Below are 25,115 nucleotides of genomic sequence, written 5' to 3'. Positions count from 1 at the left end.
AGATGAACGCGGCGCTCAAGGCTTCGCCGTACAAGCGTCATAAGATCGCCGCTGGCAGACCGCTATGCTGCAGCGCCGGATGAGCTTTCTCCCCGGTAATGCCCGGATGTTGCGAGCAAGTGACATTTTCTGGAAATGAGCCAATATGGATGTAGATTCGCTCAAATTACAGGCATGTGCCTGTTCGTAACTCAACGAGTGCCTACGTTGTGCGTTGCGTCGAGCCGGCACCCGGGTGTCCAATGATCGTCATGTGCTCACGCTGATTCGAAACGGCCTGAGGAACGGTCCGGTAACTGCATTCGTTTCAGCTTGTAGCGGAACTCACGCGGAGAGGGATCATGTACAACGATTCTCTATTCAACGCTTTCGCTCGGTCGTTCGAGGCGAGAAGCCAGCACGACTTATCGATGGCGGAATATCTGGAATCGTGTCGAAGCGATCCCATGAAATACGCGAACGCGGCCGAACGCCTGCTAGCTGCCATCGGCGAACCCCAGACGATTGACACGGCCAAGGACCCACGCCTTGGCCGTATTTTTTTGAACCGCACGATCCGCACCTATCCGGCCTTCGCCGGCTTCTACGGAATGGAAGAAACCATCGAGCGGATCGTCGGTTTCTTCCGCCACGCCGCGCAAGGTTTGGAGGAGCGCAAGCAGATCCTTTATTTGCTCGGCCCGGTCGGCGGCGGCAAATCCTCGCTCGCCGAGCGGTTGAAGTCGCTGATGGAAGTGCACCCCATCTACGTGCTGAAGGCCGGCGATGAACTTTCGCCCGTGTTCGAGAGCCCACTCAGCCTGTTCGATCCCGATCAGCTCGGGCCGATGCTGGAAGAGAAGTACGGAATTCCGCGCCGGCGCCTCACCGGCCTGATGAGCCCGTGGTGCTACAAGCGGCTGGAAGCCTTCGGCGGCGATATCTCGCAATTCCGCGTCGCCAAGATCCAGCCGTCGCGGCTTCGGCAGATCGCGATCGCCAAGACCGAGCCCGGTGACGAGAACAACCAGGATATCTCCTCGCTGGTCGGCAAGGTCGACATCCGCAAGCTCGAGACCTATGCGCAGAACGATCCGGACGCCTACAGCTATTCCGGCGGCCTCAATCGCGCCAACCAGGGCGTGCTCGAGTTCGTCGAGATGTTCAAGGCGCCGATCAAGATGCTGCATCCGCTGCTGACCGCGACGCAGGAAGGCAACTATATTGGCACCGAGAACATCGGCGCGATCCCCTTCACCGGCATCATCCTCGCACATTCCAACGAAGCTGAGTGGGCGAGCTTCAAGGCCAACAAGAACAACGAGGCGTTCATCGACCGGATCTGCGTCATCAAGGTGCCGTACTGCCTCAGGGTCACCGAAGAGCAGAAGATCTACGAGAAGCTGATCCAGGGTTCCGAGCTCGCATCGGCTCCTTGCGCGCCGTCGACACTGGAGACGCTGGCGCGGTTCTCGGTGATGTCGCGCCTGCGCAAGCACGAGAACTCCACGCTGTTCGGCAAGATGCGGGTGTATGACGGTGAGAGCCTGAAAGAGTCCGATCCGAAGGCGCGCAGCGTCCAGGAATATCGCGACGCCGCCGGTGTCGACGAGGGCATGGACGGTGTCTCCACACGCTTCGCCTTCAAGGTCCTGGCTGCGACCTTCAATCACGACCCGCAGGAGGTCGCCGCCGACGCCGTGCACCTGATGTACGCGCTGGAGCAGGCGATCCGCCGCGAGCAGCTTCCGGAGGAAACCGAGAAACGTTATCTCGAGTTCATCAAGGCGGAGCTCGCGCCGCGCTATGCCGAGTTCATCGGCAACGAGATCCAGAAGGCCTATCTCGAATCCTACTCCGATTACGGCCAGAACCTGTTCGACCGCTACGTCGATTACGCCGACGCCTGGATCGAGGATCAGGACTTCAAGGATCCCGACACCGGCCAGCTGCTCGATCGCGAGCTTTTGAACCAGGAACTGACCAAAATCGAGAAGCCGGCGGGCATTGCCAACCCGAAGGACTTCCGCAACGAGGTCGTCAAATTCTCGTTACGCTCGCGGGCCCAGAACGGCGGCAAGAACCCGACCTGGACCTCCTACGAGAAGATTCGCGATGTGATCGAAAAGCGGATATTCTCTCAGGTCGAGGATCTGCTTCCGGTCATCTCCTTCGGGTCCAAGAAGGACGGCGAGACGGAGAAGAAGCACGGCGAGTTCGTCGCACGCATGGTGGAGCGCGGCTACACCGAGCGTCAGGTTCGCCGGCTCGTCGAATGGTACATGCGCGTGAAGCAGGCCGGTTGAGGCGGATGGGAAAGTGGCCATTCACATTATTGACAGGCGCCTGAATCCAGGCGGCAAGAGTCTTGAGAACCGGCAGCGGTTCTTGCGTCGGGCCAAATCCCTGGTGCAGGGCGCCGTCAAGAAGACCTCGCAGGAACGCGACATCAAGGACGTCCTGGAGGGTGGTGAGGTCACGATCCCGCTCGACGGAATGCACGAGCCGCGCTTCCGCCGGGAGGGCGGCACGCGCGACATGGTGCTGCCCGGAAACAAGAAGTTCGTCGAGGGCGACTATCTCCAGCGCTCGGGCCAGGGCAGCGCCAAGGATTCCGGTCCGGGCGAGGGCGACAGCGAGGATGCCTTCCGGTTCGTGCTGAGCCGCGACGAGTTCGTCGACCTTTTCCTCGACGACCTCGAACTGCCCGATCTTGCCAAGCGCAAGATCGCGCAGACCGAGAGCGAGGGCATCCAGCGCGCCGGCTACACCACCTCGGGCTCGCCGGCCAACATCTCGGTGAGCCGGACGGTTCAGCTCGCACTCGCCCGCCGCATCGCGCTCCGGCGTCCCCGCAAGAGCGAGATCGAGGAGCTGGAGGCCGAGATCGCCGCCTGCACCGACGAGGAGGTTCGCGTCGAGTTGCTCGACAAGCTCGCAAAGCTCAAGGCGAAATCCAAGCGCATCCCTTTCATCGACCCGCTCGACATCCGCTACCGCCGCTTCGAGACGGTGCCGCGGCCGGTGGCGCAGGCCGTGATGTTCTGCCTGATGGACGTCTCGGGCTCGATGTCCGAGCACATGAAGGATCTCGCCAAGCGCTTCTACATGCTGCTCTACGTATTCCTGAAGCGCCGCTACAAGCATGTCGAGATCGTCTTCATCCGGCACACTGACCGCGCCGAGGAGGTCGACGAGCAGACCTTTTTCTACGGCCCGGCCTCGGGCGGCACGCTGGTCTCCAGCGCGCTCCAGGCGATGCACGAGATCGTGCGCGAGCGCTTCAATCCGGCGGACTGGAACATCTATGCCGCGCAAGCCTCCGATGGCGACAATTCCTATTCCGACGGCGAGCTTACGGGCCTGCTGCTGACCGACAAGATCCTGCCGGTCTGTCAGTTTTTTGCCTATCTCGAGGTCGGCGAGTCCGGCGGCAGTGCCTTCGATCTCTCCGACTCCTCGCTCTGGACCCTTTACGAGCGCCTGCGCAGCAGCGGCGCACCGCTCTCGATGCGCAAGGTCTCGGAGCGCAGCGAGATCTTTCCGGTGTTCCACGACCTGTTCCAACGCCGCGAAACCAGCCAGGAGAAGGCCGCTCCATGACGGAACGCTTGTTCGAAGGCGCGGATTGGGATTTCCACACCTTGCAGCGTATCACCGATGCCTGCGAGGAGGTGGCGTTGCAGGATCTCGGGCTCGACGTCTATCCGAACCAGATCGAGGTCATCACCGCCGAGCAGATGCTGGACGCGTACTCGTCGGTCGGCATGCCCCTGTTCTACAAGCACTGGTCGTTCGGCAAGCATTTTGCGTTCCATGAGGCGTCCTATCGCAAGGGCCTGATGGGGCTCGCCTACGAGATCGTGATCAACTCCTCGCCCTGCATCTCCTACCTGATGGAGGAGAACACGGCGACGATGCAGACGCTGGTGATCGCGCACGCGGCCTTCGGCCACAACCATTTCTTCAAGAACAATTATCTGTTCAAGCAGTGGACCGACGCCGACGGCATCCTGGATTATCTCGACTTCGCCAAGAATTATGTCGCGAGCTGCGAGGAGCGCTACGGCCGCATCGAGGTCGAGCGCACGCTCGACGCTGCGCACGCGCTGATGTCGCACGGCATCGACCGCTATCCCGGCAAGAAGAAGCTCGATTTGCGCGCCGAAGAGAAGCGGGCAGGGCGCCGCCGTCAGCATGAGGAGGAGGTCTTCAACGATCTCTGGCGCACGGTCCCGAAGGGGGTCGCCAAGAGCCGGTCCGCACTCAGCGTCGAACGCCGCCGCAAGCTGCTCGGCTTGCCGCAGGAGAATTTGCTGTACTTCCTGGAGAAGAGCGCACCGCGGCTAGCCCCGTGGCAGCGCGAATTGCTGCGCATCGTCCGCCACATCGCGCAGTATTTCTATCCACAGAGCCAGACCAAGGTCATGAACGAGGGGACGGCGACCTACGTCCACTACCGCATCATGACCAAGCTGCACGAGCAGGGCCGCATCACAGACGGCAACTTCCTCGAGTTCCTGGGGTCGCACACCAACGTGGTGTTCCAGCCAGAATTCGACGATCCGCGCTTCTCCGGCTTCAATCCCTATGCGCTCGGCTTCGCCATGATGCAGGACATCGAGCGCATCGTCACCAGGCCGGAAGATGAGGACCGCGAATGGTTCCCCGATATCGCCGGCAAGAACGACGTGATGGGCGTGCTGCGCGACGTCTGGGCCAATTACCGCGACGAGAGCTTCGTCGGCCAGTTCCTGAGCCCGAAGCTGATGCGGCACTTCCGCATGTTCCACCTGCATGACGATCCCGAGGAGCGCGCGGGGATCCGGGTCGACGCCATCCACGATGAGCGCGGCTTCCGCCGCGTCCGCCGCGAGCTGGCACGGCAGCACGATGTCGGCTACATCGACGCCAATATCGAGGTCGTCGACGTCGATCTCTCCGGCGACCGCCGGCTGATCCTGCATCACCACGTCATCAAAGGCTCGCAGCTCAACGAGACCGACGCCAAGCGCGTGCTCCAGCACCTGGCCGATCTCTGGACGTATGACGTCGCACTGATCGAGGTCGACGCCAACGACAAGGTCCTGCGCGAATATGTCGTGAGCCCGCGCCCGATCACCGCGGCGGCCTGAGGCGGTTTGGTACGCGCGACGCCTGATTGGCTGAGACTCAGCTAGACGCCGGCGAAGGTGCGCTCCTCCCCGCTTGCGGGGGAGGATTGGGGAGAGGGTGTCTCCGCAGTGGGACTCCCCCAAGACGAGAGAGCCCTCACCCGGCGCTACGCGCCAACCTCTCCCGCAAGCGGAAGAGGTTGAAGCGAGCCCGCGGCTGCTCAAGTGACCAACATGGCCGTTGTATTCTAAGCCGGCCGCTTCACCGGTCTCTTCTTCACCTTGCTCGCATTCAGCTCTACCGCCGCGCGGATCAGTGCCTTCAACGCTTTCTCGTTGAGCTTCTCGCCCTCGCGAATATCGATCGCGCGCCGCACGTTTCCGTCGAGGCTGGAATTGAACAGGCCCGCCGGATCCTCCAGCGCCGCGCCCCTGGCGAACGTCATCTTGACCACAGCCTTGTAGGTCTCGCCGGTGCAGATGATGCCGTCGTGCTCCCACACGGGAACGCCGCGCCACTTCCACTCCTCGACGACATCAGGATCGGCCTCCTTGATCAGCTCGCGAATTCGCCCCAGCATCTCGCCGCGCCAGTCGCCAAGCTCCTTGATCCTGCCATCGATCAGCTTGGAGGGTGAAGCTTCAGTCGAGTCTGTCGTGCTGTGCTTCGTCGCGCTGCCAACGTTTTTCATCATCTCGCCTCGTTCAGGCGTTGCTGCGGCTGACATAGGGCAGCGCGAACAAATATAGCCCGGTCGCAAGCAACGGAATGAGCGGGACGAGCGCCAGGAAGCCGATCCAGAGCGCCTGGACCTGCATGGCCATGGCGACGATGTTCGCGATGACGGCGAGCGTGAAAGCCATCGACAGCCAGCGATGAATCTGTCGAATCCAGATATGCGTGCTCATTGGGACCTCCTTTTTTGAAATGGATCGGGATGGACGCCGACGGAGCTAGCCTGCCCGCGCCAGCAGCTCGTCCAGCTTGGCAAAGAACTGCTTCCAGCCGGCATGCGCGCCGCCATAAGCCTGCTTCTGCGTCGGGCTGAAGCCCGCCTGCTCGACACGCAAATGAGTGCCTGCGCCCGTCGGCGTCAGCGTGAAGGTGACGACGCTTTTCAGGTCGAACGCCGCATCCTGATGCGAGAAATTCCAGGTGTAGGCGAGCGTCTTTTCCGGCTCGATAGTGAGCACCTCGCAATCCAGCACGCCGCCCCATTCGCCGCGAAGATTGAAGCGGTGGCCGACGACGGGCTTGAAGTCGTTCTTCATCAGCCATTCCTCGATCAGATGCGGCTGCGTCAGCGCGCGCCAGATTCGCTCCGCCGGGGCGGCAAATTCGCGCTCGATCACTACGGAGCGCGTTTCGCTTGAGGCTTCGTTCATTGGTCCATCCTCGTCAGGAGATCGTCGAGGGCGTCGAGCCGCCTCTGCCAGAATCCGGCCATCTGGCTGGTCCAGTCGATCAGCGGATTGAGCGCGCCGGGACGCGCGCTGTAATGGGTCTGGCGTCCCTCGTGGCGGTCGCGCACCAGCCCGGCCTGCTTCAAGGCGCCGAGATGTTTCGAGACCGCCGGCTGTGACACGCCGGACCGCGCGGTCAGTGCTCCGACCGTCTGCTCGCCCTCGCGGCACAGCCGCTCGAAGATCGCCCGCCGCGTCGGATCGGCGAGCGTCCTGAATAGGAGGTCGTGAGCGGCGGACATGGAAGATCCATAACTCATAAGTTATGATAGACTCATAACCCCAGAGTTATGGATGCGTCAAGTGCGATGCGAATGAGTGAGAAGTCGGCACCGGGGCTCCCTCTAACCTCTGCCGCTTGCTTGCAGGAGAGGTCGACGCGAAGCGTCGGGTGAGGCCCTCAACCTGCTGCCCGCGCTGGCTTCGGTGGCGGCTTGTGCACGCGAGGGCTCAAGCGCCGTGCCCAGCGCCGAGACGGCGCTCCACGAGAGGTTGCGGCGGTTCACGGCGATCTCGCTCGACTGACCGAATTCGCCGGAGACATATCAGTTCAGTCGTGACGCAATGCGGCGAGTTCCTTGCGGTCGGTCGCGAGAGAGGCGCACTCGCTCGTGTCGGTACGGTCGAGGCGGAAAATCCTATCGTCCGCGCTGGCCACCAGCGATTGTTCGGCCTCGTGGTCCGGCTTGTTGTTCTGCCAGACCCGCACCCGTTCGAGCCGCACGATTGCCGACTTGTTCGCCGCAGCCGAGGCGCACCTCGTTGCCGCTCTTGGTGAACACGGCGTGGCGACACGAACCGCTGGAATCGAAATCGCCGGGGCGGTGACGGTACCTGAAGCCGAGGCGGAAGGAATTGTGGAGCTCCTGGTCCTCCTCGATCTCCGCGGAGATCAGCAGCTTCATCGCGACGACCTTCTGCTTCGGGTGCCGCGCCAGGTGCTCGGTATCGTAGCGCCGCACGAAGCAGGCATAGGCCTTGTTGCCGGGCGCGCCGGCATACATGCGCGCATTGAAGGTTTCGGCTTCGGCCTTGCTGGCCTCACGGATGTCATCGGCCTCGTCGGCACCGGCGACGCTGCTCAGCGCAGCCAAAGTCAGGGTAGCAACGATGGGGAGCTTCATGAGGCCCTCGAGCGCGTGACAACTCGACCGCAGCAGGACAGAACTGCTGTCTGTTAGACGCAGGGCGAGGCGCATCGCGTTCAAGCTGCGCAAGCCGCTCGCGCGACCATCCGCGGCGCGGGCTCGGCCCTGTGCTTTCGCGCCGGGCCTTAGTCATCGGCGGGATCAAGAAGGTTCAAGCGGTGTTGCGCTTCGGTCCTTCGGAACTCGATGCTGGCGATTGCTGCGACATTGTCTCGGTTCGTCAATGTGGTAGCGTTCACAGAACGACGGCCTTCGCTGTCGTAAGCTGGGGCTGCCTTGTAAGTTTGTGGAGTCCCCCCGCAATGGGCGAAATTCGCAACTTCAGATCCGGAAATCAGGATGGGCCGCCCCCGCACGGCCCCATGCCCCGTCGTCTCGCGGCGATCATTGTCGGTGACATCGCCTCCTACAGCCGCATGATGCAGGCTGACGAGGAGGGAACGCATGCCCGGGTCAAGCGGATCGAGCGGGATATCATCCAGCCCAGCATCGTCGAGCACCACGGAAGTCTGGTGAAGACGACGGGCGATGGTTTCATCGCCATTTTCGACAGTCCTGTTGAGGCCGTTCGATGCAGCATTGTCATTCAACAAAACCTCCTCGGCCGCAACGCCTCGCTTCCGAAGCATTCGCGGCTCGAATACCGAATTGGCGTCAATCTCGGCGACGTGATCGTAGAGCCGGACGATGTCTACGGCGATGGCGTCAACATTGCCACACGCATAGAGGGCATTGCCGAGCCCGGTCAGGTCTATATTTCGGGCGCGATCTACGAGCAGATCAAGCACAAGGTGGTGTGCGGCTATGAGTCGCTTGGGGACCGCAAGGTCAAGAACATCACCGATCCGGTGCGCGTCTATCGCGTGCTGCCGGACGCAGATGCTGTCGGCAGGACGCGAGGCCGGCGCGAGAATGTCCTGATGTTCCTCCTGAGCATTACCGTCATGGTGATCGCCACAGGCGTGCTCTGGTATTTCTTGGCGCAGCCCGGCAGGATCGACGAGCAGGCCGCCACGCCAACCGCTTCTCCGGCCGCATCACCGATCCCCCAGCCGCTGCCGCGCGAGGCGGCGACCCAGACGCCGCAACCATCTCCGTCATTGGCTGCGTCGCCGTCACCGGCACCCAGCCCATCGGCGGCGCCGCCCCGCGAACCCGGGATGATCGCCATTCGCGGCGGCAGCTTCGCGATGGGAAGCAATGACGATCCGACCGAACGGCCTGTCCACCAGGTCACGGTCAAGCCGTTCTCGATCGGCAAATATCCGGTGACGGTGCAGGAGTGGAACGAATGCGCCGCCGCCAAGGCGTGCGGATTCACGGCCACCGGCAAGGACGATGCCCCGGTCAGCAATGTGAGCTGGACCGATGCGCAGCAATATGTCACGTGGCTTGCGCAGGCGACGAAGAAGCCCTACCGGCTTCCGAGCGAAGCCGAATGGGAATATGCGGCGCGCGGCGGAACGCAGACGAAATATTGGTGGGGCGACAAGCTTCAGCCGGGCATGGCCGGGTGCAAGGATTGCGGTGATCTTGCGGCCGAGCAGCCGGCCAAGGTCGGCAGCTTCAAGCCGAATCCATTCGGGCTCTATGACATGGGCGGCGGCATCGATCAGTGGGTCGAGGACTGCTGGCACAGGACCTATCAGGGCGCGCCGAGCGACGGCTCGGCGTGGAGCAGCGGAGATTGCAGCTCTCATGTCCTGAGGTCGGGCTCTTGGAAGAACGACTCAAGATATGTGCGGCCGTCAAACCGCGATGGTTACGACACCAATGTCCGTTACCCCACGCATGGATTCCGTGTCGCACTCAGTCCGTAAGTGCAGGAGTCAATTTGATGAAGATCATTTCCTGTGTCGCACTGGCGGCGGCCATCGCATTGCTCCCGGGCGCAGCCTGTGCGCAGGGCAAGACCGCGCCGAAGGATGCAAAGCTGTACTTCATCACGCCGCGCGACGGGCAAAAGATTCGCGGTGCATTCTGGGTCCGGTTCGGCTTGCGCAACATGGGCGTGACGCATGCCGGCGACGACTACCAGAACGCCGGTCATCACCATCTGCTGGTCGACGTCAACGATCCCATCGATCCCAAGGAGCCGATCCCGCAGGATAAGTCGCACTTGCATTTCGGTGCAGGGCAGACCGAAACCATGCTCGACCTTCCACCGGGGACTCACACGCTCCAATTGGTGCTCGGCGACGCCAAGCACTATCCGTTCGAGCCCCCCGTCGCGTCGGAGAAGATCACGATACGCGTCCGGCCGACGGTCTCGGCGCGGAGCAAATGATCACCGCAGGCTGGCATTGATCTTGTCCAGCACTGCCGAGCCTGGGCAGAGCGTATCCGCCTCCAGCGAGTTGAGCGGCGTCTCGACGGTGTTGAGGTGCTCGTGCAGATCGTCTGCGTCGGGGTCAACATAGAGCAGGCCGGTGACGATCTGGCCCTTGGCGGCGTGCTTCTGCAGGAATGTCATCGCGCCGAGACGGTCGTGCGGGTCGTAATCGGCATCGATCTTGCGCAGGGCGATCTTGCTACCGTCATGCTGCTCGACCAGCTGCACCGTGCCCGGCGCATAGTCCACCGCGATCGGATCGCGGCCGACCAGCACGTCGAGCCGGTTCACCGCGTCGTTGTGCTCCCGGACATAGTCGAAGCTCTTGGTCGAGCCGGCGTGATTGTTGAAGGCGATGCAGGGGCTGATGACGTCGATGAAGGACGCGCCCTTGTGCCGGATTGCGGCCGCGATCAGCGGCACGAGTTGGCTCTTGTCGCCGGAGAACGAGCGCGCGACGAAGGTGGCTCCGAGTTGCAGCGCGATCGCGACGAGGTCGATGGCATTGTCGGTGTTGGTGACGCCTTTCTTGGATTTCGAGCCACGGTCTGCCGTCGCCGAGAACTGGCCCTTGGTCAGGCCATAGACGCCGTTGTTCTCGACGATATAGGTCATGTTGACGCCGCGCCGGATCGAATGCGCGAACTGGCCGAAGCCGATCGAGGCGGAATCGCCGTCACCGGAGACGCCGAGATAGATCAAATCGCGGTTGGCGAGATTGGCGCCGGTCAGCACGCTGGGCATGCGGCCGTGCACGGAGTTGAAGCCGTGTGAGTTGCCGAGGAAATAGTCCGGCGTCTTCGATGAGCAGCCGATGCCGGAGATTTTTGCGACCCGGTGCGGCTCGATCGAGAGCTCATAGCAGGCCTCGATAATCGAGGCGGTGATCGAATCGTGGCCGCAGCCGGCGCACAGTGTCGAAATCTTGCCTTCGTAATCGCGGCGGGTGTAGCCGAGCTCGTTCTGCTTCAGTCCGGGATGATGGAATTTCGGCTTAGCAATGTAGGTCATGACACGGCCTTGCGGAGCGGAGTCACCTTGAGGTGATCCTGATGGTCGCCAATGGCTTTTGCGATGAAGCGGGCGGTGATCGGGGTGCCGTCGTAATGCACGATCGGCACGAGCCGGACCGGGTCGATGCCGTTCTCGTTGACGATGAGCTGGCGCAGCTGGCTGTCGCGGTTCTGCTCGACCACGTAGACGAAGTCGTGCTCGGCGAGGAAGCTGGCGACGCTGGAGTGGAACGGGAAGGCGCGGATGCGCAGGCGGTCGAGCTGATGCCCGCGCGCTTCCAACAGCCCGATGGCTTCGTCCATCGCCGGCGAGGTCGAGCCGAAATAGATCACGCCGTATTTGGTCGGCCGTTCCGCATTGGCCTGCAGCGGCCGCGGGACCAGGTCTTGCGCGGTCTCGAACTTGCGGACCAGGCGCTGCATGTTGTCGGCATAAACCGTGCCTTCCTCGGAATAGCGCGCGTAACGGTCACGCGAGGTGCCGCGGGTGAAGTAGGAGCCCTTGGTCGGATGTGTGCCGGGATAGGTGCGGTAGGGGATGCCGTCGCCGTCGACGTCGAGATAGCGGCCGAAATCGCGGCCTTCCTCCAGCATTTCCGCCGTCATCACCTTGCCGCGGTCGTATTGCCTTGAATCGTCCCACTTCAGCGGACGGCAGAGGCGGTGGTTCATGCCGATGTCGAGATCGAGCATCAGGAAAATCGTGGTCTGGAGCCGCTCGGCGAGGTCGAACGCGGCAGCCGCGAACTCGAACGCTTCCGCCGGATCTTCCGGGAATAGCAGCACATGCTTGGTGTCGCCATGGGAAGCATAGGCACAGGCGATGATGTCGCATTGCTGGGTCCGGGTCGGCATGCCCGTGGAGGGGCCGGCGCGCTGGATGTTCATGATCACGGCCGGAATCTCGGCGAAATATGAGAGGCCGATGAACTCGGTCATCAAGGAGATGCCGGGGCCGGAGGTCGCGGTGAAGGCGCGCGCGCCGTTCCAGGAGGCGCCAATGACGATACCGATCGAAGCCAGCTCGTCCTCGCCCTGCACGATCGCGTATTTCGCCTTGCCGGTCTCAGGATCATGCCTGTACTTCTTGCAATGGACGGTGAAGGCCTCCGCCACCGACGACGACGGCGTGATCGGATACCAGGCGCACACCGTGGCGCCACCATAGACGGCGCCGAGCGCGGCGGCGCTGTTGCCCTCTATGAAGATGCGGTCGCCGACCTTGTCCGATTTCTTCACGCGCAGCCCGATCGGGCATTTCAGGTTCTGGAGTGCCCAGTCGCGGCCGAGATGCAGCGCGTGGACGTTGGAGGACAAGAGCTTCTCCTTGCCCTTGTACTGCTCGCCGATCAGCTGCTCGATCAGTTTCGGATCCATGTCGAGCAGCGCGCTGAGTGCGCCGAGATAGATGATGTTCTTGAACAGCTGGCGCTGGCGCGGATCGGTGTAGGTCGAGTTGGTGATCGCGGTGAGCGGCACGCCGATCACGGTGATGTCGTCGCGGAATTTGGTCGACGGCATCGGCTTGGTGGAATCGTAGAACAGATAGCCGCCGGGCTCGATGCCCGCGACGTCCTTGTCCCAGGTCTGCGGGTTCATCGCCACCATCATGTCGACACCGCCGCGGGCGCCGAGATGGCCGTCTTCCGTCACCCGCACCTCGTACCAGGTCGGCAGGCCCTGGATGTTGGAGGGGAAGATGTTGCGTGGGGAGACCGGAACGCCGTGGCGCAGGATCGCGCGCGCGAACATCTCGTTGGCGCTGGCTGAGCCCGAGCCGTTGACGTTGGCAAAGCGGACGACGAAGTCGTTTACGCTGCTGATCGGCTTTTTGTCGGGCATGCTGAACCTGCGTGGGTCATCTCGATGAAATATTTCTGCATGTCCCAGGCGCCGGTGGGACAACGCTCCGCGCACAGCCCGCAATGCAGGCAGACATCCTCGTCCTTAACCATTACGCGCCCGGTCTTAAGATCCGAGGAGACGTAGAGGTCCTGGTCCGGATGCGGCGCGGGCGCCTTCAGGCGCTGGCGCAGGTCGCTTTCCTCGCCGTTATAAGTGAAGGTGATGCAATCCATCGGGCAGATGTCGGCGCAGGCATCGCATTCGATGCAGAGCGAGGTCGAGAACACGGTCTGTACGTCGCAGTTCAGGCAGCGATGCGCCTCGCCGAGCGCGAGCTTGACGTCGTAGCCGAGCTCGACCTCGGCACGGATGTCCTTCAGCGCGACGACCTTGTCGCGATGCGGCACCTTGAAGCGCTTGTCGATGGAGATGTCGTTGTCATAGCTCCATTCGTGGATGCCCATCTTCTGCGAGGAGACGTGCACCTCCGGCAGCGGGCGATCTTCGATAGCCTCGCCCGAGAGCATCTTGTGGATCGACAGCGCGGCATCATGGCCGTGCGCGACCGCCCAGATGATGTTCTTCGGGCCGAACGCCGCATCGCCGCCGAAGAAGACTTTTGGATTGGTCGAGACGAAGGTCTTCGGATCGACCTTGGGCATGTGCCATTTGTCGAACTCGATGCCGCAATCCTGCTCGATCCACGGAAAGGCGTTCTCCTGGCCGACCGCGACCAAGACGTCGTCGCATTCGAAGGTCTGGCCGGGCTCACCTGATGGAACGAGGTTGCGGCGGCCTTTGGCGTCGTATTCGGCCTTCACTTTCTGAAAGGTGATGCCAGTGAGCTTGCCATTGTCGTGGATGAAAGCGACGGGAACGAGGAAGTTGAGGATCGGAATGTCCTCGTGGAGCGCGTCCTCCTTCTCCCAGGGCGAGGCCTTCATTTCCTCGAAGCCGGAGCGCACGACGACCTTGACGTCTTCGCCGCCGAGGCGGCGAGCGGTGCGACAGCAATCCATCGCGGTGTTGCCGCCGCCGAGCACGATCACGCGCTTGCCGACCTTGTCGGTATGACCGAACGACACCGAGGCCAACCACTCGATGCCGATATGGATGTTGGCGGCTGCCTCTTTCCGGCCGGGAATGTCGAGCTCGCGGCCGCGCGGCGCGCCGGAGCCGACGAAGATCGCGTCATATTTCTCCGCAAGCAGCGCCTTCATGCTATCGATGCGATGGCCGCCTCTAAACTCGACGCCGAGACCCAGGATGTAGCCGGTCTCCTCGTCGATCACGGAATTGGGCAGGCGGAATTTCGGGATCTGCGTGCGCATCATGCCGCCCGCTTCCGGATCGGCATCGAACACAGTGCAGTGATAGCCGAGCGGCGCAAGATCGCGCGCCACCGTCAGCGAGGCGGGACCGCCGCCGACCAGCGCAACGCGCTTGCCGTTCTTCGGCGCGGGTCGCGGCAGGCGCTGCTTGATGTCGTCCTTGAAGTCGGCGGCGACGCGCTTGAGGCGGCAGATCGCGACCGGATTCTCCTCGACGCGTCCGCGGCGGCACGCCGGTTCGCATGGACGATCACAGGTGCGTCCCAGAATTCCGGGAAACACGTTCGATTTCCAATTGATCATGTAGGCGTCGCTGTAGCGGCCTTGTGCGATCAGTCGGATGTATTCGGGAACCGGGGTGTGCGCAGGACAGGCCCATTGGCAATCGACCACTTTGTGAAAGTAGTCGGGGGCCGCGATATCGGTCGGTTTCATTCCTACCCTGTCCGCGCAGGCTCAAAGACCCCGCGGCCTTTTCTTGAGCTTGGCGGACGCTTATTGCGTCTCGATCTGGTTTCTGAATGGCATCATTGGGTTAGCTTATTAGAACGGCTCCGAAGTACAACGGCAAATTTGCGCGATCACCGCCTTTCATAGGAGCCACGCGCGCACAGCATCAACGCCGCGCGCGAGGTGCGTGCGGTGCAACATGTTGCGATGCGTGTGAGCGCTAGTTGCGCGCAAGGTCACTCTTCGCGAGGTCCCACATCAGGCAATAGGTGCCGACGGAGATTGGAAGCGGAAAGGGCGCCGCCGCGGGGTCGGTGAAGCGCTCGGCGATCACGGCCGAGACCGCGCCGACATGGGTGCCGTCGATCAGCACGAACCAGTCGCGCGCGCCTTCATGGCGTATCGCTGGAATTTCCGCCGTTGCACCCGACAATTCGGGCTCGCTCTCCAGGAGGTGCATGGAGACGATGCCGTCGCACGTGTCCGGCGCCAGCTTGCCTTGCAGTGCATCACGCCATGGCGCTGCGTTGTCGGGCCTTGGCCGCAGCCGCACCACGCCGAGCGCGGCGCCGCGTCCGGTGCCGTTGCTGATGGTGATGCGCGCGACGACGCGAAGCATGTCCTTGAAACGCGCCATGCTCTGCCGCGACCAGTCGGTCGGGCTCGCAAGCCGCGCGCGGTAGGCCGGGCTGTCGAGCACGTCGAGCGTGGCGGTCGAATACAGGCAGAGATATTTGGGATTGGCGGCATGCGCGACATAGCGCCGCGCCTCGAGGAATCCGTCGATCGCGACGCGCTCTTCCAGATGCTCGCGATCGTACCAGCGGTTGAAATCGGCCTCGTCGGCCGCCTCGATGTTCATCGAGGTCAGCAGCATGCCTTTCCCGGCGAGCGGCATTTTTCTTATCCTGTTATCGCGCGGTCTTCGAGGCGAGGTCTGCGATCGACTTCATGACCGCGTCTCTCACGCCGGCATCATAGAGCGAATGGCCGGCTTCTTCCACGATGCGAAGCTCGGAACCCGGCCAAACTTTCGCGAGCGCCTGCGACGTCTCGGGCGGGCACAACAGATCGTAGCGGCCCTGGACGATTATGCCAAGGATGCCTTTGAGCCGCCCCGCATTGCGCAACAGCTGGCTCTCGGTCATGAAGCTGTCGCTGACGAAATAATGCGCCTCCATGAATGGGGTCGCGGGCAGCGTGCGCCACACGTTCAGCGATGCGAGATCGAGCCGCGTCTTTGCGGGCTTGTGCTCGGACAAGGTGCGCTCGGTGTCGTGCCAGGCCCGCGCGGCCGGACCGTGCACGGCGGGATCAGCATCGAGGATGCGGCGCCAATAGGCCTCCACTGGCCGCGCGCGCTCTTCGAGCGGCAGCACGCCAAGAAAATCCTCGTAGAGCGCAGGATGGAACTGCGACAGGCGCGACGTGAACGCCGCTTCGACCTCCGCCCGCGTGCCGAGGAACGTCGCGCGCAGCGCGATGCCAGAGACGCGCTCGGGATGCGCCTCTGCATACGCCAGCGCCAGCGTCGCGCCCCAGGAGCCGCCGACCACGATCCAGCGGTCGAAGCCGAACTTCTCGCGGATTTTCTCGATGTCGGCGATGAGGTGCGCCGTCGTGTTGTGCTCGCGCGATCCCTTCGGCCGGCTGCGGCCGCAGCCGCGCTGGTCGTGCAATACCGCGCAGAAGCGGTCGGGATCGAACAGGCGGCGATGATCGGGCTGGCAGCCGCTGCCGGGTCCGCCATGCAGATAGACCGCGGGAATGCCGTCCGCGCGACCGACGCTCTCGACATAGAGCTCGTGACCGTCGCCGACATCGAGCATGTCGGACGTCAGCGGCGCAAAGGGATCGGCACGTCTGGCGGATGCGGCCGCGTCGGCGTCAGGTCCCATTCTCGGATTCCAGAGTGCCGCCGGCGAAGTTGCGATAGAGGAAGCGGTTGGTCTCGCCCTCGGCCTCGCGCTCGGCCTGCTTGAAGATGGTCTCGTGCAGCGGCGACAGCGCGCAGGCCGGGTCGGTGTTGGCGGCATCGCCAGTCAGCGCGAAGGCCTGGCAGCGGCAGCCGCCGAAATCGATCTCGCGGAATTCGCAACTCTTGCACGGCTCCTTCATCCAGCCGGTGCCGCGATAGCGGTTGAAGCCGTCGGAGTTCTGCCAGATCCAGGCGATCGAGTGATTGGAACGCACGGATTCGAACTCGAGCCCGGTGATGCTCTCGGCGGCGTGGCACGGCAGCACCTTGCCGGCGGGCGAGATGTTGAAGAACTGCCGGCCCCAGCCGCCCATGCACTTCTTCGGCCGCAGCGCGTAATAGTCGGGAACGACGTAGTCGATCGTAAGCCGGCCCTTGAGCCGCTCGCGCGCCTCCTCGACGATTTCAGTGCACTCGTCGAGCTGCGCCACCGTCGGCATCAAGGCGGCGCGATTCTTCAGCGCCCAGCCGTAATATTGCACGTTGGCGACCTCGAGCCGGTCGGCATCGAGATCGACCGCCATCTGAATGATGTCGGGGAGCTGATGCAGGTTCTGCCGGTGCATGACCGCGTTCACGGTGAGCGGCAAATCGAGCTCACGCGTCCACTTCGCCACTTCCAGCTTCTTGCGGTGGCCATTCCTGTAGCCGGCGACTCGATCGGCGAGGCCTTCCTCCACGCCCTGAAAACTGATCTGTACATGGCAGAGCCCGGCATTCGCGAGATCGCTCAGCCGCTCGCGCGTCAGCAGCACGGCCGAGGTGATCAGGTTGGTGTAGAGGCCGACATCGCTCGCGTGCTTGACCAGTTCGACCAGGTCCTTCCGCGCCGTCGGCTCGCCGCCAGAGAAGTGGACCTGGAGCACGCCGATCTCTGCGAGCTCGCTCAACACCTTCTTCCACTCATCCGTGGTCAGCTCCTTGCCCGCGCGGTCGAGCTCGACCGGATTGGAACAATAGGGGCATTGCAGCGGACAGCGATGGGTGATCTCGAGCAGCACCGCGAGCGGAATGCCAAACGTCTCCGCCGTCGAGCGCTGCTTCTCCAGCACCGCGAGGCTGTCGCTGGCGTCTGGCGGGATGGTAGGAATGCCGAGCACATCGCTCATGGCGTCTTCTCCCGGGCCTCAGTGAGAAAGCCCTTCTCGGCGAGATCCTGGAGCATGACGATGACGTCGGCGAGGATCGCCTCGCGCGGCGCGGCGTATTTCGCCGCCAGCCGATCGGCGATCTCGCCGACATTGCGCTGGCCGTCGCAAAGCTGCAAGACCTCGACTGCGATCTCGTCCGGCGCCAGCACCCGTTCCGGTGCTAGGATTACCCAGACCTTTCGGGTCTCGTCATATTTGAGCTTGGCGTGCCGCGGCAGCACGGGGCGGCTTGCCTCGCTGACGCTGATGTTCCGCGGCCCGGCCATTACAGTTCCTCTTCAGCTCGCTTTGGGCACGAAGGCGCCCGGTGGAATGTGGCCCTCGACATAGGCATGATAGAGTGCATCGAGCTGCACCCACAGCACATTGGTTTTGAAGATCAGCGCATTGCAGACCTGCGCGCGTTGCTCCGGCGTCTTCGCGTGCGCCTTGACGTAGTCGAGCGCAAAGCCGGCGTCGCGCGGCGCCTGCGCCAGGCGCCGTTTGAAGTAGCTCATGATATCGGGATTGACGAAGTCGTAGTGCTCCAGCATGCCGGAGATGCGCTCTTCGTGCAGGTTGGGCGCGAACAGCTCGGTGAGCGAGGAGGCGATCGCCTCCAGCGGGCTCTTCTCGCGGCAATAATGGACATAGGCCTCGACCGCAAAGCGCGTCGCCGGCAAGATGCCTTCCGTCGATTCCACGTAAGTCGTGTCGAGCCCGAGGCCTTCGGTCAGCTTCAGCCAGCGCTCGATGCCGCCCTCGCTACCGAGATCGCCGTCATGGTCCTCGATGCGGTGGCGCCATTCCAGCCGTGTGGCGCGGTCGCGGAAGCGCGAGATCACCACCGCGTCCTTGATCGGGATCGTGCTCTGGTAATAGTAGCGGTTCAGCGCCCAGGCCTGCACCTGGCCCTTGTTCAGCTTGCCGCCGTGCAAGAGCTTATGGAACGGATGCAGGCTGTGATAGCGCGTCGCCCCGATATGGCGCAGCGTCGCCTCGAGCTCCTCGGCCGAGTTGAGCTTGATGTCCTTGCCGATCGAGAGCGCGGTCATTCCTGTCAGTGACGCGGCATTCACAGCACGATCTCCGTTCCGTCAGCGGGTATTTGCCAGCCCGCCTCTTCAGTGGCTTTCCGCTCGGGTGAAGCGGGCAGCAGTGCCGGGTTCGAGTTATTGATATGCAGAAATATCTTCCTGTCGATAGCGAGATCGGCAAGCCGCGCGATCGCGCCGTCGTCGCCGGACATCGCGACATGGCCCATGCTCTTGCCGGTCTTGTGGCCGAGCCCGGCCCTGATCATCTCGTCGTCGCGCCATACCGTGCCGTCGAAGAACACCAGCGCTGCGCCGTCGATCTCGCCCTTGAGCGCGTCGGTCACCTCGGCGCAGGCGGCGATGAAATAGAAGCACTTGCCGGTTGTCTTGTCCGTGACCTTGAGGCCCAGCGTGTCGCCGTCGCCGGTCGCCCCGCCGGGATGCGCCTTGCCTTCCAGATACCAGGCCGATTTGCCTGATACCGCAAACGGCAGCACCTCGATCCCCGAGCGCGCGCCGTCAGGCAGCCGCGGCTCGAACGGCTCGCCGATTCCGATCGATTGGCGCCTCACGTTCTTCTCGTTCAGCACGTTGAAGATGCTGTTGGCTTTCAGGATCGCCAACACCTTCTCATGCGCATAGACCGTGAAAGGCGAGCCCTCGCGCATCGACAGCAGGCCTGCGACCGCGTCCACTTCGCCGTTGGTGAGGATCACGCCCGCAATCGGCGTATGGCGCAGCGCGCCCGCCCTCGGGTGCAGCTGCGGCGTGGCGTTCAATTGCTGGCGGAGGTCGGGGGAGGCGTTGATCAGGAACCAGTGCTCGCCGTCGCCGCTGAAGGCGACCGACGCCTGGGTTCGCTGAAACTCATGGCCGCTGGCACGGGCTGCTCGGCAGCCCTCGCAGCCGCAATTCCATTGCGGCACTCCGCCGCCGGCTGCGGCGCCCAGGACGACGACGCGAAGCATGATCCGTCTCCTGGAGGGAACGCTGCGAGGTGGATCTCGGGTCGACACCGAACGCCGACACACATCGTGTCTTCCGGCAACCTATTGTGACCGAAAGATCCACCTGCGCTGAACGCAATCGCCTACCGCTTACTTGCGGGTGGCGCTCACATACATGTTGATTTCCATGCCACAGGGCACTTCGACGATTTTCGGGGCTTTCCAGGCCATTTTGGCTCTCCATTTTCGCGAAATCGGACGTATCCGCCCGCTGGTAAAGTAATGCGGGCGCAAAAGTTCGCCAGTGAAATTTTCCCGAGAAGCCCATGTTGCATCGCGAAAAATGTCGGGGAACGTCACTTCTGATGAACCTGCCTTGCGCATGGCGCATTCGGTCGCGAACCCTGTCCTGATAAAGCGGTTGTGAGTGCAGTGCAGCTTTCAATCCGGTACCGGCGACCCGAACTGGAACTCGGTAATGCCCAGATATTTCTTCAACACCCGTATCGGCGACGAGTTGATCGTGGATCCCGACGGCGAGGATCTGCGCAATCCCGATCGCGCCTGGGAGGTCGCGCGCCAAATGATCCTGGAGGTGGTGAAGTCGGAGGGCGCCCAGCCGGCCCTGCTCGAGGCCGTCATCGAGGTGACCGACGACGACGGGGAAATCGTGCTGGAGTTTCCCTTCACCGAGGCGCTGCTGGACATACCCGACCAGTCCGCGACGCGGCATTAGACGCTCGCGAGCAGCCCGGTCGGCCAATCCAATCCGCACTAGCACCCGGCCTTCATCCCTGCGAAATCCGCATGGCTTTGCCGCCTTCTCGGCGCTAAAAGACCTCGGTCATACGGAGCATGTCATGCAAGATCTCTGGCGCCTGTCGGCCGCCGACCTCGCCACTCTCGTCAAGTCCAAAAAGGTGTCCGCCAGGGAGGCAGCTCAAGCTGGTCTCGCCCGCCTGGGCGCCGTCAATCCCGCGCTCAATGCGGTGATCGACCACCGCCCGGACGACGTGATCAAGCAGGCTGACGCGGTCGATGCCGCCATTGCGCGGGGCGAGGACCCCGGTGTTCTCGCCGGTGTGCCCGTCACCATCAAGGCCAATGTCGACCAGGAGGGCTTTGCCACCACCAACGGCTTAAAGCTCCAGCGCGACGTGATCACGCGCGAGGACAATCCGGTGGTCGCCAATTTCCGGAAATCGGGCGCCATCCTGCTCGGCCGCACCAATTGCCCCGCCTTCTCCTATCGCTGGTTCACCACCAATCTGATCCATGGCGACACCAAGAACCCCCGCGATGCCTCGCTGACTCCAGGCGGCTCCTCCGGCGGCGCCGGCTCGGCGGTTGCAGCCGGCATCGGCCACATCGCCCACGGCACCGACATTGCCGGCTCGATCCGCTATCCCGCCTATGCCTGCGGCGTGCACGGCCTGCGGCCGACGCTCGGCCGCATTCCCGCTTTCAATCCGGCGCTGCCGGAGCGCCCGATCGGGCCGCAGATCATGGCCGTGTCCGGCCCCCTGGCGCGCACCGTCAACGACTTGCGAATTTCACTCGCCGCGATGTCGGCCCGCGACGTCCGTGATCCCTGGTTCGTGCCGGTGCCGCTAGAAGGCCCGGCCAGGCCGAAGCGCGCCGCGCTCTGCCTCAATCCGGGCGGCCTTGCTACCGCGCCGGAGGTGAAGGCCGCGGTGAGCGATGCCGGCAAGCGACTGGAGCGCGCGGGCTGGACCGTCGACATCATCGAGGACACGCCGCCGATGCGCGAAGCGGTCGAGTGGCAGATCAAGCTCTGGCTCGGCGATGGCTATGAGGCGCAGCTTGAGATGGCCGAGCGCGAGGGCGATCCCGGCGCGCTGGCGTGCCTGCGCAGCAACCGCAGCAGGGTCACACCAATGGACCAGGCGAATTACGCGAAGGCGCTGACCCGAAGAGCCACGTTGACCCGCGAATGGATGCTGTTCTTCGAACAATATGCGGTGCTGCTGACGCCGGTCTCTGGCGAGCTGCCGTTCCCCGATCATCTCGACCGCAAGGGCGATGAATCCTTCAAGCGCGTCTGGGAAGCGCAGCTGCCACAGATCGCGATTCCCTTCATGGGCCTGCCAGGCCTCGTGGTCTCCACCGGTCTCGTCGGCAAGGCGCCGGTCGGCGTGCACATCGTCTCCGGCCGCTATCGCGAGGATCTGTGCCTGCTCGCGGGCGAGGCGATCGAGGCCGGCGGCGTGCCGCCGTCGCCGATCGATCCCGTGGGCTAGCGATGACTGCCATCTATGACTTCAAGGCCAACTCGCTTGCCGGCGAGGAGGTGCCGATGCGCCGCTTCGAGGGGCAGGTGCTCTTGATCGTCAACACCGCGAGCAAATGCGGCTTCACGCCGCAATATCGCGGTCTGGAGGATCTCTATCGCGATCTGTCGCCGCGCGGCTTTTCGGTGCTCGGCTTTCCCTGTAACCAGTTCGGCGCGCAGGAGCCGGGACAGGCGAGCGAGATCCAGGAATTCTGTTCGACCCACTACGATGTCACCTTCCCGCTATTTGAGAAGATCGACGTCAACGGCGCCAATGCGCACCCTCTGTATGAGTACCTGAAACGGCAGCAATCGGGACTTCTCGGCGCCTCCATCAAATGGAATTTCACCAAATTCCTGGTGGACCGTGCCGGCAAGGTGGTCGCGCGATACGCGCCGACCGCGCGGCCCGAAGGATTGCGGAATCAAATCGAAACACTGTTGTGAGCGAGACAATCATGAGCGACGAATTTCCAGACCGCCTGTCGGTCGATCCGAACAGCCCCTATTACAACGCGGACATCCTGGCGCGCGACGTCGGCATCCGCTTCAAGGGCATCGAGAAGACCAACGTCGAGGAATACTGCATCAGCGAAGGCTGGGTCCGCGTCGCCGCCGGCAACGCCAAGGATCGCTATGGCAACCCGCTGACCATCAAGGTGCATGGGCCGGTGGAGCCGTATTTCCGGGATAAGAAGTAAGCACGCCGTTCGCCCCATACTCTGTCGTCATGCCCGGGCTTGACCCGGGCATCCACATTTTCGAACTGCTCCGTGGCAAAGACGTGGATGGCCGGGTCAAGCCCGGCCATGACGAGCGGAGAGATCCAGCCAGGAAGACCCCCATGTCCGTCCGCATCGTCGACGTCCGCGAGATCACAAAGCCGATCTCCTCGCCGATCCGCAATGCCTATATCGATTTTACCAAGATGACGACGAGCTTGGTTGCCGTCGTCACCGACGTCGTGCGCGAGGGAAAACGCGTCGTCGGCTACGGCTTCAACTCCAACGGCCGCTACGGGCAGGGCGGCCTGATCCGCGAGCGCTTTGCCTCGCGCATTCTCGAAGCCGATCCGAAGTCGCTGCTCGATGCCGCGGGCGACAATCTCGACCCCGATAAGGTCTGGGCCGCGATGATGACCAACGAGAAGCCGGGCGGCCATGGCGAGCGCTCGGTCGCGGTCGGCACCATCGACATGGCGGTGTGGGACGCGGTGGCGAAGATCGCCGGCAAGCCGCTGTTTCGCCTGCTTGCCGAGCGTCACGGCGTGACCGCCAATCCGCGCGTCTTCGTCTATGCCGCGGGCGGCTATTATTATCCCGGCAAGGATCTCTCGATGCTGCGTGGCGAGATGCGCGGCTATCTCGATCGCGGCTACAACGTCGTGAAGATGAAGATCGGCGGCGCGGCGATCGACGAGGACCGCAGCCGCATCGAGGCGGTGCTGAAGGAGATCGGCAAGGACGCGCAGCTCGCCGTCGACGCCAACGGCCGCTTCAACCTCGAGACCGGCATCGCCTACGCAAAAATGCTGCGCGATTATCCCTTGTTCTGGTACGAGGAAGTCGGCGATCCCCTCGACTACGCGCTGCAAGCCGCGCTCGCCGAGTTCTACCCGGGCCCGATGGCGACCGGCGAAAACCTGTTCAGCCATCAGGACGCCCGCAACCTGATCCGTTACGGCGGCATGCGCCCCGACCGCGACTGGCTGCAATTCGACTGCGCGCTGTCCTATGGCCTGTGCGAATACCAGCGCACGTTGGAGGTGCTGAAGACCTACGGCTGGTCCCCCAGCCGCTGTATCCCGCATGGCGGCCACCAGATGTCGCTCAACATCGCGGCCGGCTTGGGCCTCGGCGGCAACGAAAGCTACCCCGACCTGTTCCAGCCTTACGGCGGTTTCCCGGACGGCGTCCGCGTCGAGAACGGCCACATCACCATGCCCGACCTCCTCGGCATCGGCTTCGAAGGCAAGTCGGACCTCTACAAGGAGATGAAGGCGCTGGCGGGGTAGTGTTGGGTTGAGGCGCGACGGCCGCGCTACAATCTCCGTCGTTGCGAGCGCAGCGAAGCAATCCAGAATCCTTCGGCGGAAGCAGTCTGAATTGCTTCGTCGGTTCGCTCCTTGCAATGACGAGGTGGTGATAGCGTGCGCTTTGTCGCGCCACTCGCAGCCTGTGCTCGCAATCGCCTCTTGGTTGTGATAGCCTTCTCTCGCAAAAGAGGGTGGTCATGAAGCAGCCCTGCGTCTACATGTTAGCCAGTCGCCGCAACGGGACGATCTACACGGGCGTCACCTCGAATCCGCCGCTTCGTGCGTTCGAGCATCGCGAGGGTCTGGTGAAGGGGTTCTCGTCAAAGTACGGTTGCAAGCTCCTCGTCTGGTACGAGCTGCACGCGACGATGACCGACGCGATAGCACGCGAGAAGCAGATCAAGGGCGGTAGCCGGGCCAAGAAGCTCGCGCTGATCGAGAGCGCTAATCCAGACTGGATGGATTTGTACGAGACGCTGATCTGACCGCAGGGGGGGCGGCTGGGCGAGACAGTCGCCACGCACCCTGTCATTGCGAGCGCCAGCGAAGCAATCCAGAATCGTTCCGCGGCAGCGGTCTGGATTGCTTCGTCGCAAGGGCTCCTCGCAATGACAGTGGAGAGAGCGAGAGCCACGCGGACGCCTTGGTCCTCCGCGAACGGCAGGTCGGGATAGGCGAGTTGCTGCAAGGCCCTCCGTCATTGCGAGCGAAGCGAGGCAATCTAGAGTCTCTCTGCGGAGGGAGTCTGGATTGCTTCGTCGCAAGGGCTCCTCGCAATGACAGTGGAGAGAGCGAGAGCCACGCGGGCGCCGTGGTCCGGCCCGAACGGCAGGTTGGGACAGGCGAGCTGCTGCAACGCACTCCGTCATTGCTGTCGATGTTCAATAATTCGCTGATTGGATCGCGGTGGTCTTGGTAGTGGCGAAGGCCTTGGGAGTTTGTCCTGCCAAGGCCTGATGGGGTCTGTGGTTGTTGTAGTATACGAGATAGTCGAACAGTTCGTTGGCGAAGTGGTCGAG

Annotated in this window: 25 protein-coding genes and 1 pseudogene; 11 read left to right on the top strand and 15 right to left on the bottom strand. The window is 63.1% G+C overall.

What is annotated here, in order from left to right; translation table 11 throughout:
* Window positions 1-341 precede the first annotated feature (341 nt).
* The 3 genes from IVA96_RS29945 to IVA96_RS29935 are packed head-to-tail and all read left to right on the top strand — an operon-like array spanning window position 342 to window position 5,114.
* Window positions 342-2,285 carry a PrkA family serine protein kinase gene (locus IVA96_RS29945; RefSeq protein WP_247278348.1) on the top strand — a complete coding sequence of 648 codons (1,944 nt, stop codon included), beginning with the start codon at window positions 342-344 and terminating at the stop codon, window positions 2,283-2,285.
* Window positions 2,286-2,304: 19 nt separating this feature from the next.
* Window positions 2,305-3,582, top strand: coding sequence for a YeaH/YhbH family protein (locus tag IVA96_RS29940; protein ID WP_247278601.1), 1,278 nt, complete (start codon window positions 2,305-2,307; stop codon window positions 3,580-3,582).
* Window positions 3,579-5,114, top strand: coding sequence for a SpoVR family protein (locus IVA96_RS29935; RefSeq protein WP_247278349.1), 1,536 nt, complete (start codon window positions 3,579-3,581; stop codon window positions 5,112-5,114). Before IVA96_RS29940 ends, IVA96_RS29935 begins: the two co-directional genes overlap by 4 nt.
* A gap of 227 nt (window positions 5,115-5,341) precedes the next feature.
* Here the strand turns inward: IVA96_RS29935 and IVA96_RS29930 are convergent, their stop codons facing one another.
* The 5 genes and pseudogenes from IVA96_RS29930 to IVA96_RS29910 all read right to left on the bottom strand — a co-directional run bounded on the left by IVA96_RS29930 (window position 5,342) and on the right by IVA96_RS29910 (window position 7,681).
* Window positions 5,342-5,785, bottom strand: coding sequence for a DUF1801 domain-containing protein (locus IVA96_RS29930; protein WP_247421100.1), 444 nt, complete (start codon window positions 5,783-5,785; stop codon window positions 5,342-5,344).
* Between the two features lie 13 nt (window positions 5,786-5,798).
* Complete coding sequence (locus IVA96_RS29925) at window positions 5,799-6,002, bottom strand: hypothetical protein (RefSeq protein WP_247278350.1); 204 nt, start codon at window positions 6,000-6,002, stop codon at window positions 5,799-5,801.
* Window positions 6,003-6,047: 45 nt separating this feature from the next.
* Window positions 6,048-6,479, bottom strand: coding sequence for an SRPBCC domain-containing protein (locus tag IVA96_RS29920; RefSeq protein ID WP_247278351.1), 432 nt, complete (start codon window positions 6,477-6,479; stop codon window positions 6,048-6,050).
* Window positions 6,476-6,799: a metalloregulator ArsR/SmtB family transcription factor gene (locus IVA96_RS29915; RefSeq protein ID WP_247420916.1), complete on the bottom strand. Its 324-nt coding sequence runs from the start codon at window positions 6,797-6,799 to the stop codon at window positions 6,476-6,478. The genes IVA96_RS29920 and IVA96_RS29915 overlap by 4 nt, the downstream gene beginning before the upstream one ends.
* Window positions 6,800-7,107: 308 nt before the next feature.
* A pseudogene (locus tag IVA96_RS29910) lies at window positions 7,108-7,681 on the bottom strand (hypothetical protein).
* Window positions 7,682-8,007: 326 nt separating this feature from the next.
* Between IVA96_RS29910 and IVA96_RS29905 the strand changes: the two are divergent.
* Entirely contained in the window at window positions 8,008-9,525 is a 1,518-nt protein-coding gene (locus IVA96_RS29905; protein WP_247421099.1) for an SUMF1/EgtB/PvdO family nonheme iron enzyme, read from the top strand.
* Between the two features lie 17 nt (window positions 9,526-9,542).
* Window positions 9,543-9,992, top strand: coding sequence for a DUF4399 domain-containing protein (locus IVA96_RS29900; RefSeq protein ID WP_247420913.1), 450 nt, complete (start codon window positions 9,543-9,545; stop codon window positions 9,990-9,992).
* On the opposite strand, the gene IVA96_RS29895 is transcribed toward IVA96_RS29900, so the two are convergent.
* The 10 genes from IVA96_RS29895 to pqqA form a co-directional block, all read right to left on the bottom strand.
* The gene (locus tag IVA96_RS29895) at window positions 9,993-11,048 is read right to left on the bottom strand and encodes a 2-oxoacid:ferredoxin oxidoreductase subunit beta (protein ID WP_247420911.1); all 1,056 of its coding nucleotides are present in this window, start codon (window positions 11,046-11,048) and stop codon (window positions 9,993-9,995) included. It lies immediately after the preceding gene.
* Window positions 11,045-12,892, bottom strand: coding sequence for a 2-oxoacid:acceptor oxidoreductase subunit alpha (locus tag IVA96_RS29890; RefSeq protein WP_247420908.1), 1,848 nt, complete (start codon window positions 12,890-12,892; stop codon window positions 11,045-11,047). The genes IVA96_RS29895 and IVA96_RS29890 overlap by 4 nt, the downstream gene beginning before the upstream one ends.
* Window positions 12,862-14,661, bottom strand: a complete 1,800-nt coding sequence (locus tag IVA96_RS29885; RefSeq protein WP_247420905.1) for an FAD-dependent oxidoreductase — start codon at window positions 14,659-14,661, stop codon at window positions 12,862-12,864. Before IVA96_RS29885 ends, IVA96_RS29890 begins: the two co-directional genes overlap by 31 nt.
* Before the next feature lie 235 nt (window positions 14,662-14,896).
* Window positions 14,897-15,574, bottom strand: a complete 678-nt coding sequence (locus IVA96_RS29880; RefSeq protein WP_247420902.1) for a DUF4286 family protein — start codon at window positions 15,572-15,574, stop codon at window positions 14,897-14,899.
* Window positions 15,575-15,587: 13 nt separating this feature from the next.
* Window positions 15,588-16,574: a prolyl aminopeptidase gene (gene pip, locus IVA96_RS29875; protein ID WP_247420900.1), complete on the bottom strand. Its 987-nt coding sequence runs from the start codon at window positions 16,572-16,574 to the stop codon at window positions 15,588-15,590.
* Window positions 16,564-17,763, bottom strand: coding sequence for a pyrroloquinoline quinone biosynthesis protein PqqE (gene pqqE / locus IVA96_RS29870; RefSeq protein ID WP_247420897.1), 1,200 nt, complete (start codon window positions 17,761-17,763; stop codon window positions 16,564-16,566). The genes pip and pqqE overlap by 11 nt, the downstream gene beginning before the upstream one ends.
* A complete protein-coding gene (gene pqqD / locus IVA96_RS29865) occupies window positions 17,760-18,071 on the bottom strand; it encodes a pyrroloquinoline quinone biosynthesis peptide chaperone PqqD (protein WP_247278361.1) in 312 nt (103 codons plus the stop codon). The genes pqqE and pqqD overlap by 4 nt, the downstream gene beginning before the upstream one ends.
* A 12-nt stretch (window positions 18,072-18,083) precedes the next feature.
* Window positions 18,084-18,863 carry a pyrroloquinoline-quinone synthase PqqC gene (gene pqqC, locus IVA96_RS29860; RefSeq protein WP_247420894.1) on the bottom strand — a complete coding sequence of 260 codons (780 nt, stop codon included), beginning with the start codon at window positions 18,861-18,863 and terminating at the stop codon, window positions 18,084-18,086.
* A complete protein-coding gene (gene pqqB / locus IVA96_RS29855; protein WP_247420891.1) occupies window positions 18,860-19,789 on the bottom strand; it encodes a pyrroloquinoline quinone biosynthesis protein PqqB in 930 nt (309 codons plus the stop codon). Before pqqB ends, pqqC begins: the two co-directional genes overlap by 4 nt.
* Before the next feature lie 129 nt (window positions 19,790-19,918).
* The gene (gene pqqA, locus IVA96_RS29850; protein WP_007595659.1) at window positions 19,919-19,999 is read right to left on the bottom strand and encodes a pyrroloquinoline quinone precursor peptide PqqA; all 81 of its coding nucleotides are present in this window, start codon (window positions 19,997-19,999) and stop codon (window positions 19,919-19,921) included.
* Between the two features lie 247 nt (window positions 20,000-20,246).
* On the opposite strand from pqqA, the gene IVA96_RS29845 reads away from it, so the two are divergent.
* The 6 genes from IVA96_RS29845 to IVA96_RS29820 all read left to right on the top strand — a co-directional run bounded on the left by IVA96_RS29845 (window position 20,247) and on the right by IVA96_RS29820 (window position 24,581).
* Window positions 20,247-20,504, top strand: coding sequence for a hypothetical protein (locus IVA96_RS29845; protein ID WP_028177529.1), 258 nt, complete (start codon window positions 20,247-20,249; stop codon window positions 20,502-20,504).
* Between the two features lie 124 nt (window positions 20,505-20,628).
* Complete coding sequence (locus tag IVA96_RS29840) at window positions 20,629-22,029, top strand: amidase family protein (protein ID WP_247420889.1); 1,401 nt, start codon at window positions 20,629-20,631, stop codon at window positions 22,027-22,029.
* Window positions 22,030-22,031: 2 nt separating this feature from the next.
* The gene (locus IVA96_RS29835; RefSeq protein ID WP_247278365.1) at window positions 22,032-22,508 is read left to right on the top strand and encodes a glutathione peroxidase; all 477 of its coding nucleotides are present in this window, start codon (window positions 22,032-22,034) and stop codon (window positions 22,506-22,508) included.
* An 11-nt stretch (window positions 22,509-22,519) separates the two neighbouring features.
* The gene (locus IVA96_RS29830; protein ID WP_212431912.1) at window positions 22,520-22,762 is read left to right on the top strand and encodes a DUF3297 family protein; all 243 of its coding nucleotides are present in this window, start codon (window positions 22,520-22,522) and stop codon (window positions 22,760-22,762) included.
* Window positions 22,763-22,905: 143 nt separating this feature from the next.
* Window positions 22,906-24,075 carry a mandelate racemase/muconate lactonizing enzyme family protein gene (gene tarD / locus IVA96_RS29825; protein ID WP_247420888.1) on the top strand — a complete coding sequence of 390 codons (1,170 nt, stop codon included), beginning with the start codon at window positions 22,906-22,908 and terminating at the stop codon, window positions 24,073-24,075.
* A gap of 218 nt (window positions 24,076-24,293) precedes the next feature.
* Window positions 24,294-24,581 carry a GIY-YIG nuclease family protein gene (locus IVA96_RS29820; protein WP_247420887.1) on the top strand — a complete coding sequence of 96 codons (288 nt, stop codon included), beginning with the start codon at window positions 24,294-24,296 and terminating at the stop codon, window positions 24,579-24,581.
* Window positions 24,582-25,115: the final 534 nt, after the last annotated feature.

The sequence above is a fragment of the Bradyrhizobium sp. 159 genome (assembly GCF_023073795.1).
GTDB lineage: Bacteria > Pseudomonadota > Alphaproteobacteria > Rhizobiales > Xanthobacteraceae > Bradyrhizobium.
Note: the sequence above shows the minus strand (reverse complement) of the source record. Positions and strands in the feature narration are given on the sequence as shown.

Coding starts and splice junctions, on each gene's coding strand:
- IVA96_RS29885 (WP_247420905.1), bottom strand. CDS start 14,661: ATGAAACCGACCGATATCGCGGCCCCCGACTACTTTCACAAAGTGGTC.
- IVA96_RS29930 (WP_247421100.1), bottom strand. CDS start 5,785: ATGAAAAACGTTGGCAGCGCGACGAAGCACAGCACGACAGACTCGACT.
- pip (WP_247420900.1), bottom strand. CDS start 16,574: ATGGGACCTGACGCCGACGCGGCCGCATCCGCCAGACGTGCCGATCCC.
- IVA96_RS29840 (WP_247420889.1), top strand. CDS start 20,629: ATGCAAGATCTCTGGCGCCTGTCGGCCGCCGACCTCGCCACTCTCGTC.
- IVA96_RS29830 (WP_212431912.1), top strand. CDS start 22,520: ATGAGCGACGAATTTCCAGACCGCCTGTCGGTCGATCCGAACAGCCCC.
- IVA96_RS29905 (WP_247421099.1), top strand. CDS start 8,008: ATGGGCGAAATTCGCAACTTCAGATCCGGAAATCAGGATGGGCCGCCC.
- IVA96_RS29820 (WP_247420887.1), top strand. CDS start 24,294: ATGAAGCAGCCCTGCGTCTACATGTTAGCCAGTCGCCGCAACGGGACG.
- IVA96_RS29880 (WP_247420902.1), bottom strand. CDS start 15,574: ATGCCGCTCGCCGGGAAAGGCATGCTGCTGACCTCGATGAACATCGAG.
- tarD (WP_247420888.1), top strand. CDS start 22,906: ATGTCCGTCCGCATCGTCGACGTCCGCGAGATCACAAAGCCGATCTCC.
- pqqB (WP_247420891.1), bottom strand. CDS start 19,789: ATGCTTCGCGTCGTCGTCCTGGGCGCCGCAGCCGGCGGCGGAGTGCCG.
- IVA96_RS29835 (WP_247278365.1), top strand. CDS start 22,032: ATGACTGCCATCTATGACTTCAAGGCCAACTCGCTTGCCGGCGAGGAG.
- IVA96_RS29915 (WP_247420916.1), bottom strand. CDS start 6,799: ATGTCCGCCGCTCACGACCTCCTATTCAGGACGCTCGCCGATCCGACG.
- pqqD (WP_247278361.1), bottom strand. CDS start 18,071: ATGGCCGGGCCGCGGAACATCAGCGTCAGCGAGGCAAGCCGCCCCGTG.
- IVA96_RS29945 (WP_247278348.1), top strand. CDS start 342: ATGTACAACGATTCTCTATTCAACGCTTTCGCTCGGTCGTTCGAGGCG.
- IVA96_RS29890 (WP_247420908.1), bottom strand. CDS start 12,892: ATGCCCGACAAAAAGCCGATCAGCAGCGTAAACGACTTCGTCGTCCGC.
- pqqE (WP_247420897.1), bottom strand. CDS start 17,763: ATGAGCGATGTGCTCGGCATTCCTACCATCCCGCCAGACGCCAGCGAC.
- IVA96_RS29845 (WP_028177529.1), top strand. CDS start 20,247: ATGCCCAGATATTTCTTCAACACCCGTATCGGCGACGAGTTGATCGTG.
- IVA96_RS29895 (WP_247420911.1), bottom strand. CDS start 11,048: ATGACCTACATTGCTAAGCCGAAATTCCATCATCCCGGACTGAAGCAG.
- pqqA (WP_007595659.1), bottom strand. CDS start 19,999: ATGGCCTGGAAAGCCCCGAAAATCGTCGAAGTGCCCTGTGGCATGGAA.
- IVA96_RS29900 (WP_247420913.1), top strand. CDS start 9,543: ATGAAGATCATTTCCTGTGTCGCACTGGCGGCGGCCATCGCATTGCTC.
- IVA96_RS29925 (WP_247278350.1), bottom strand. CDS start 6,002: ATGAGCACGCATATCTGGATTCGACAGATTCATCGCTGGCTGTCGATG.
- IVA96_RS29920 (WP_247278351.1), bottom strand. CDS start 6,479: ATGAACGAAGCCTCAAGCGAAACGCGCTCCGTAGTGATCGAGCGCGAA.
- IVA96_RS29935 (WP_247278349.1), top strand. CDS start 3,579: ATGACGGAACGCTTGTTCGAAGGCGCGGATTGGGATTTCCACACCTTG.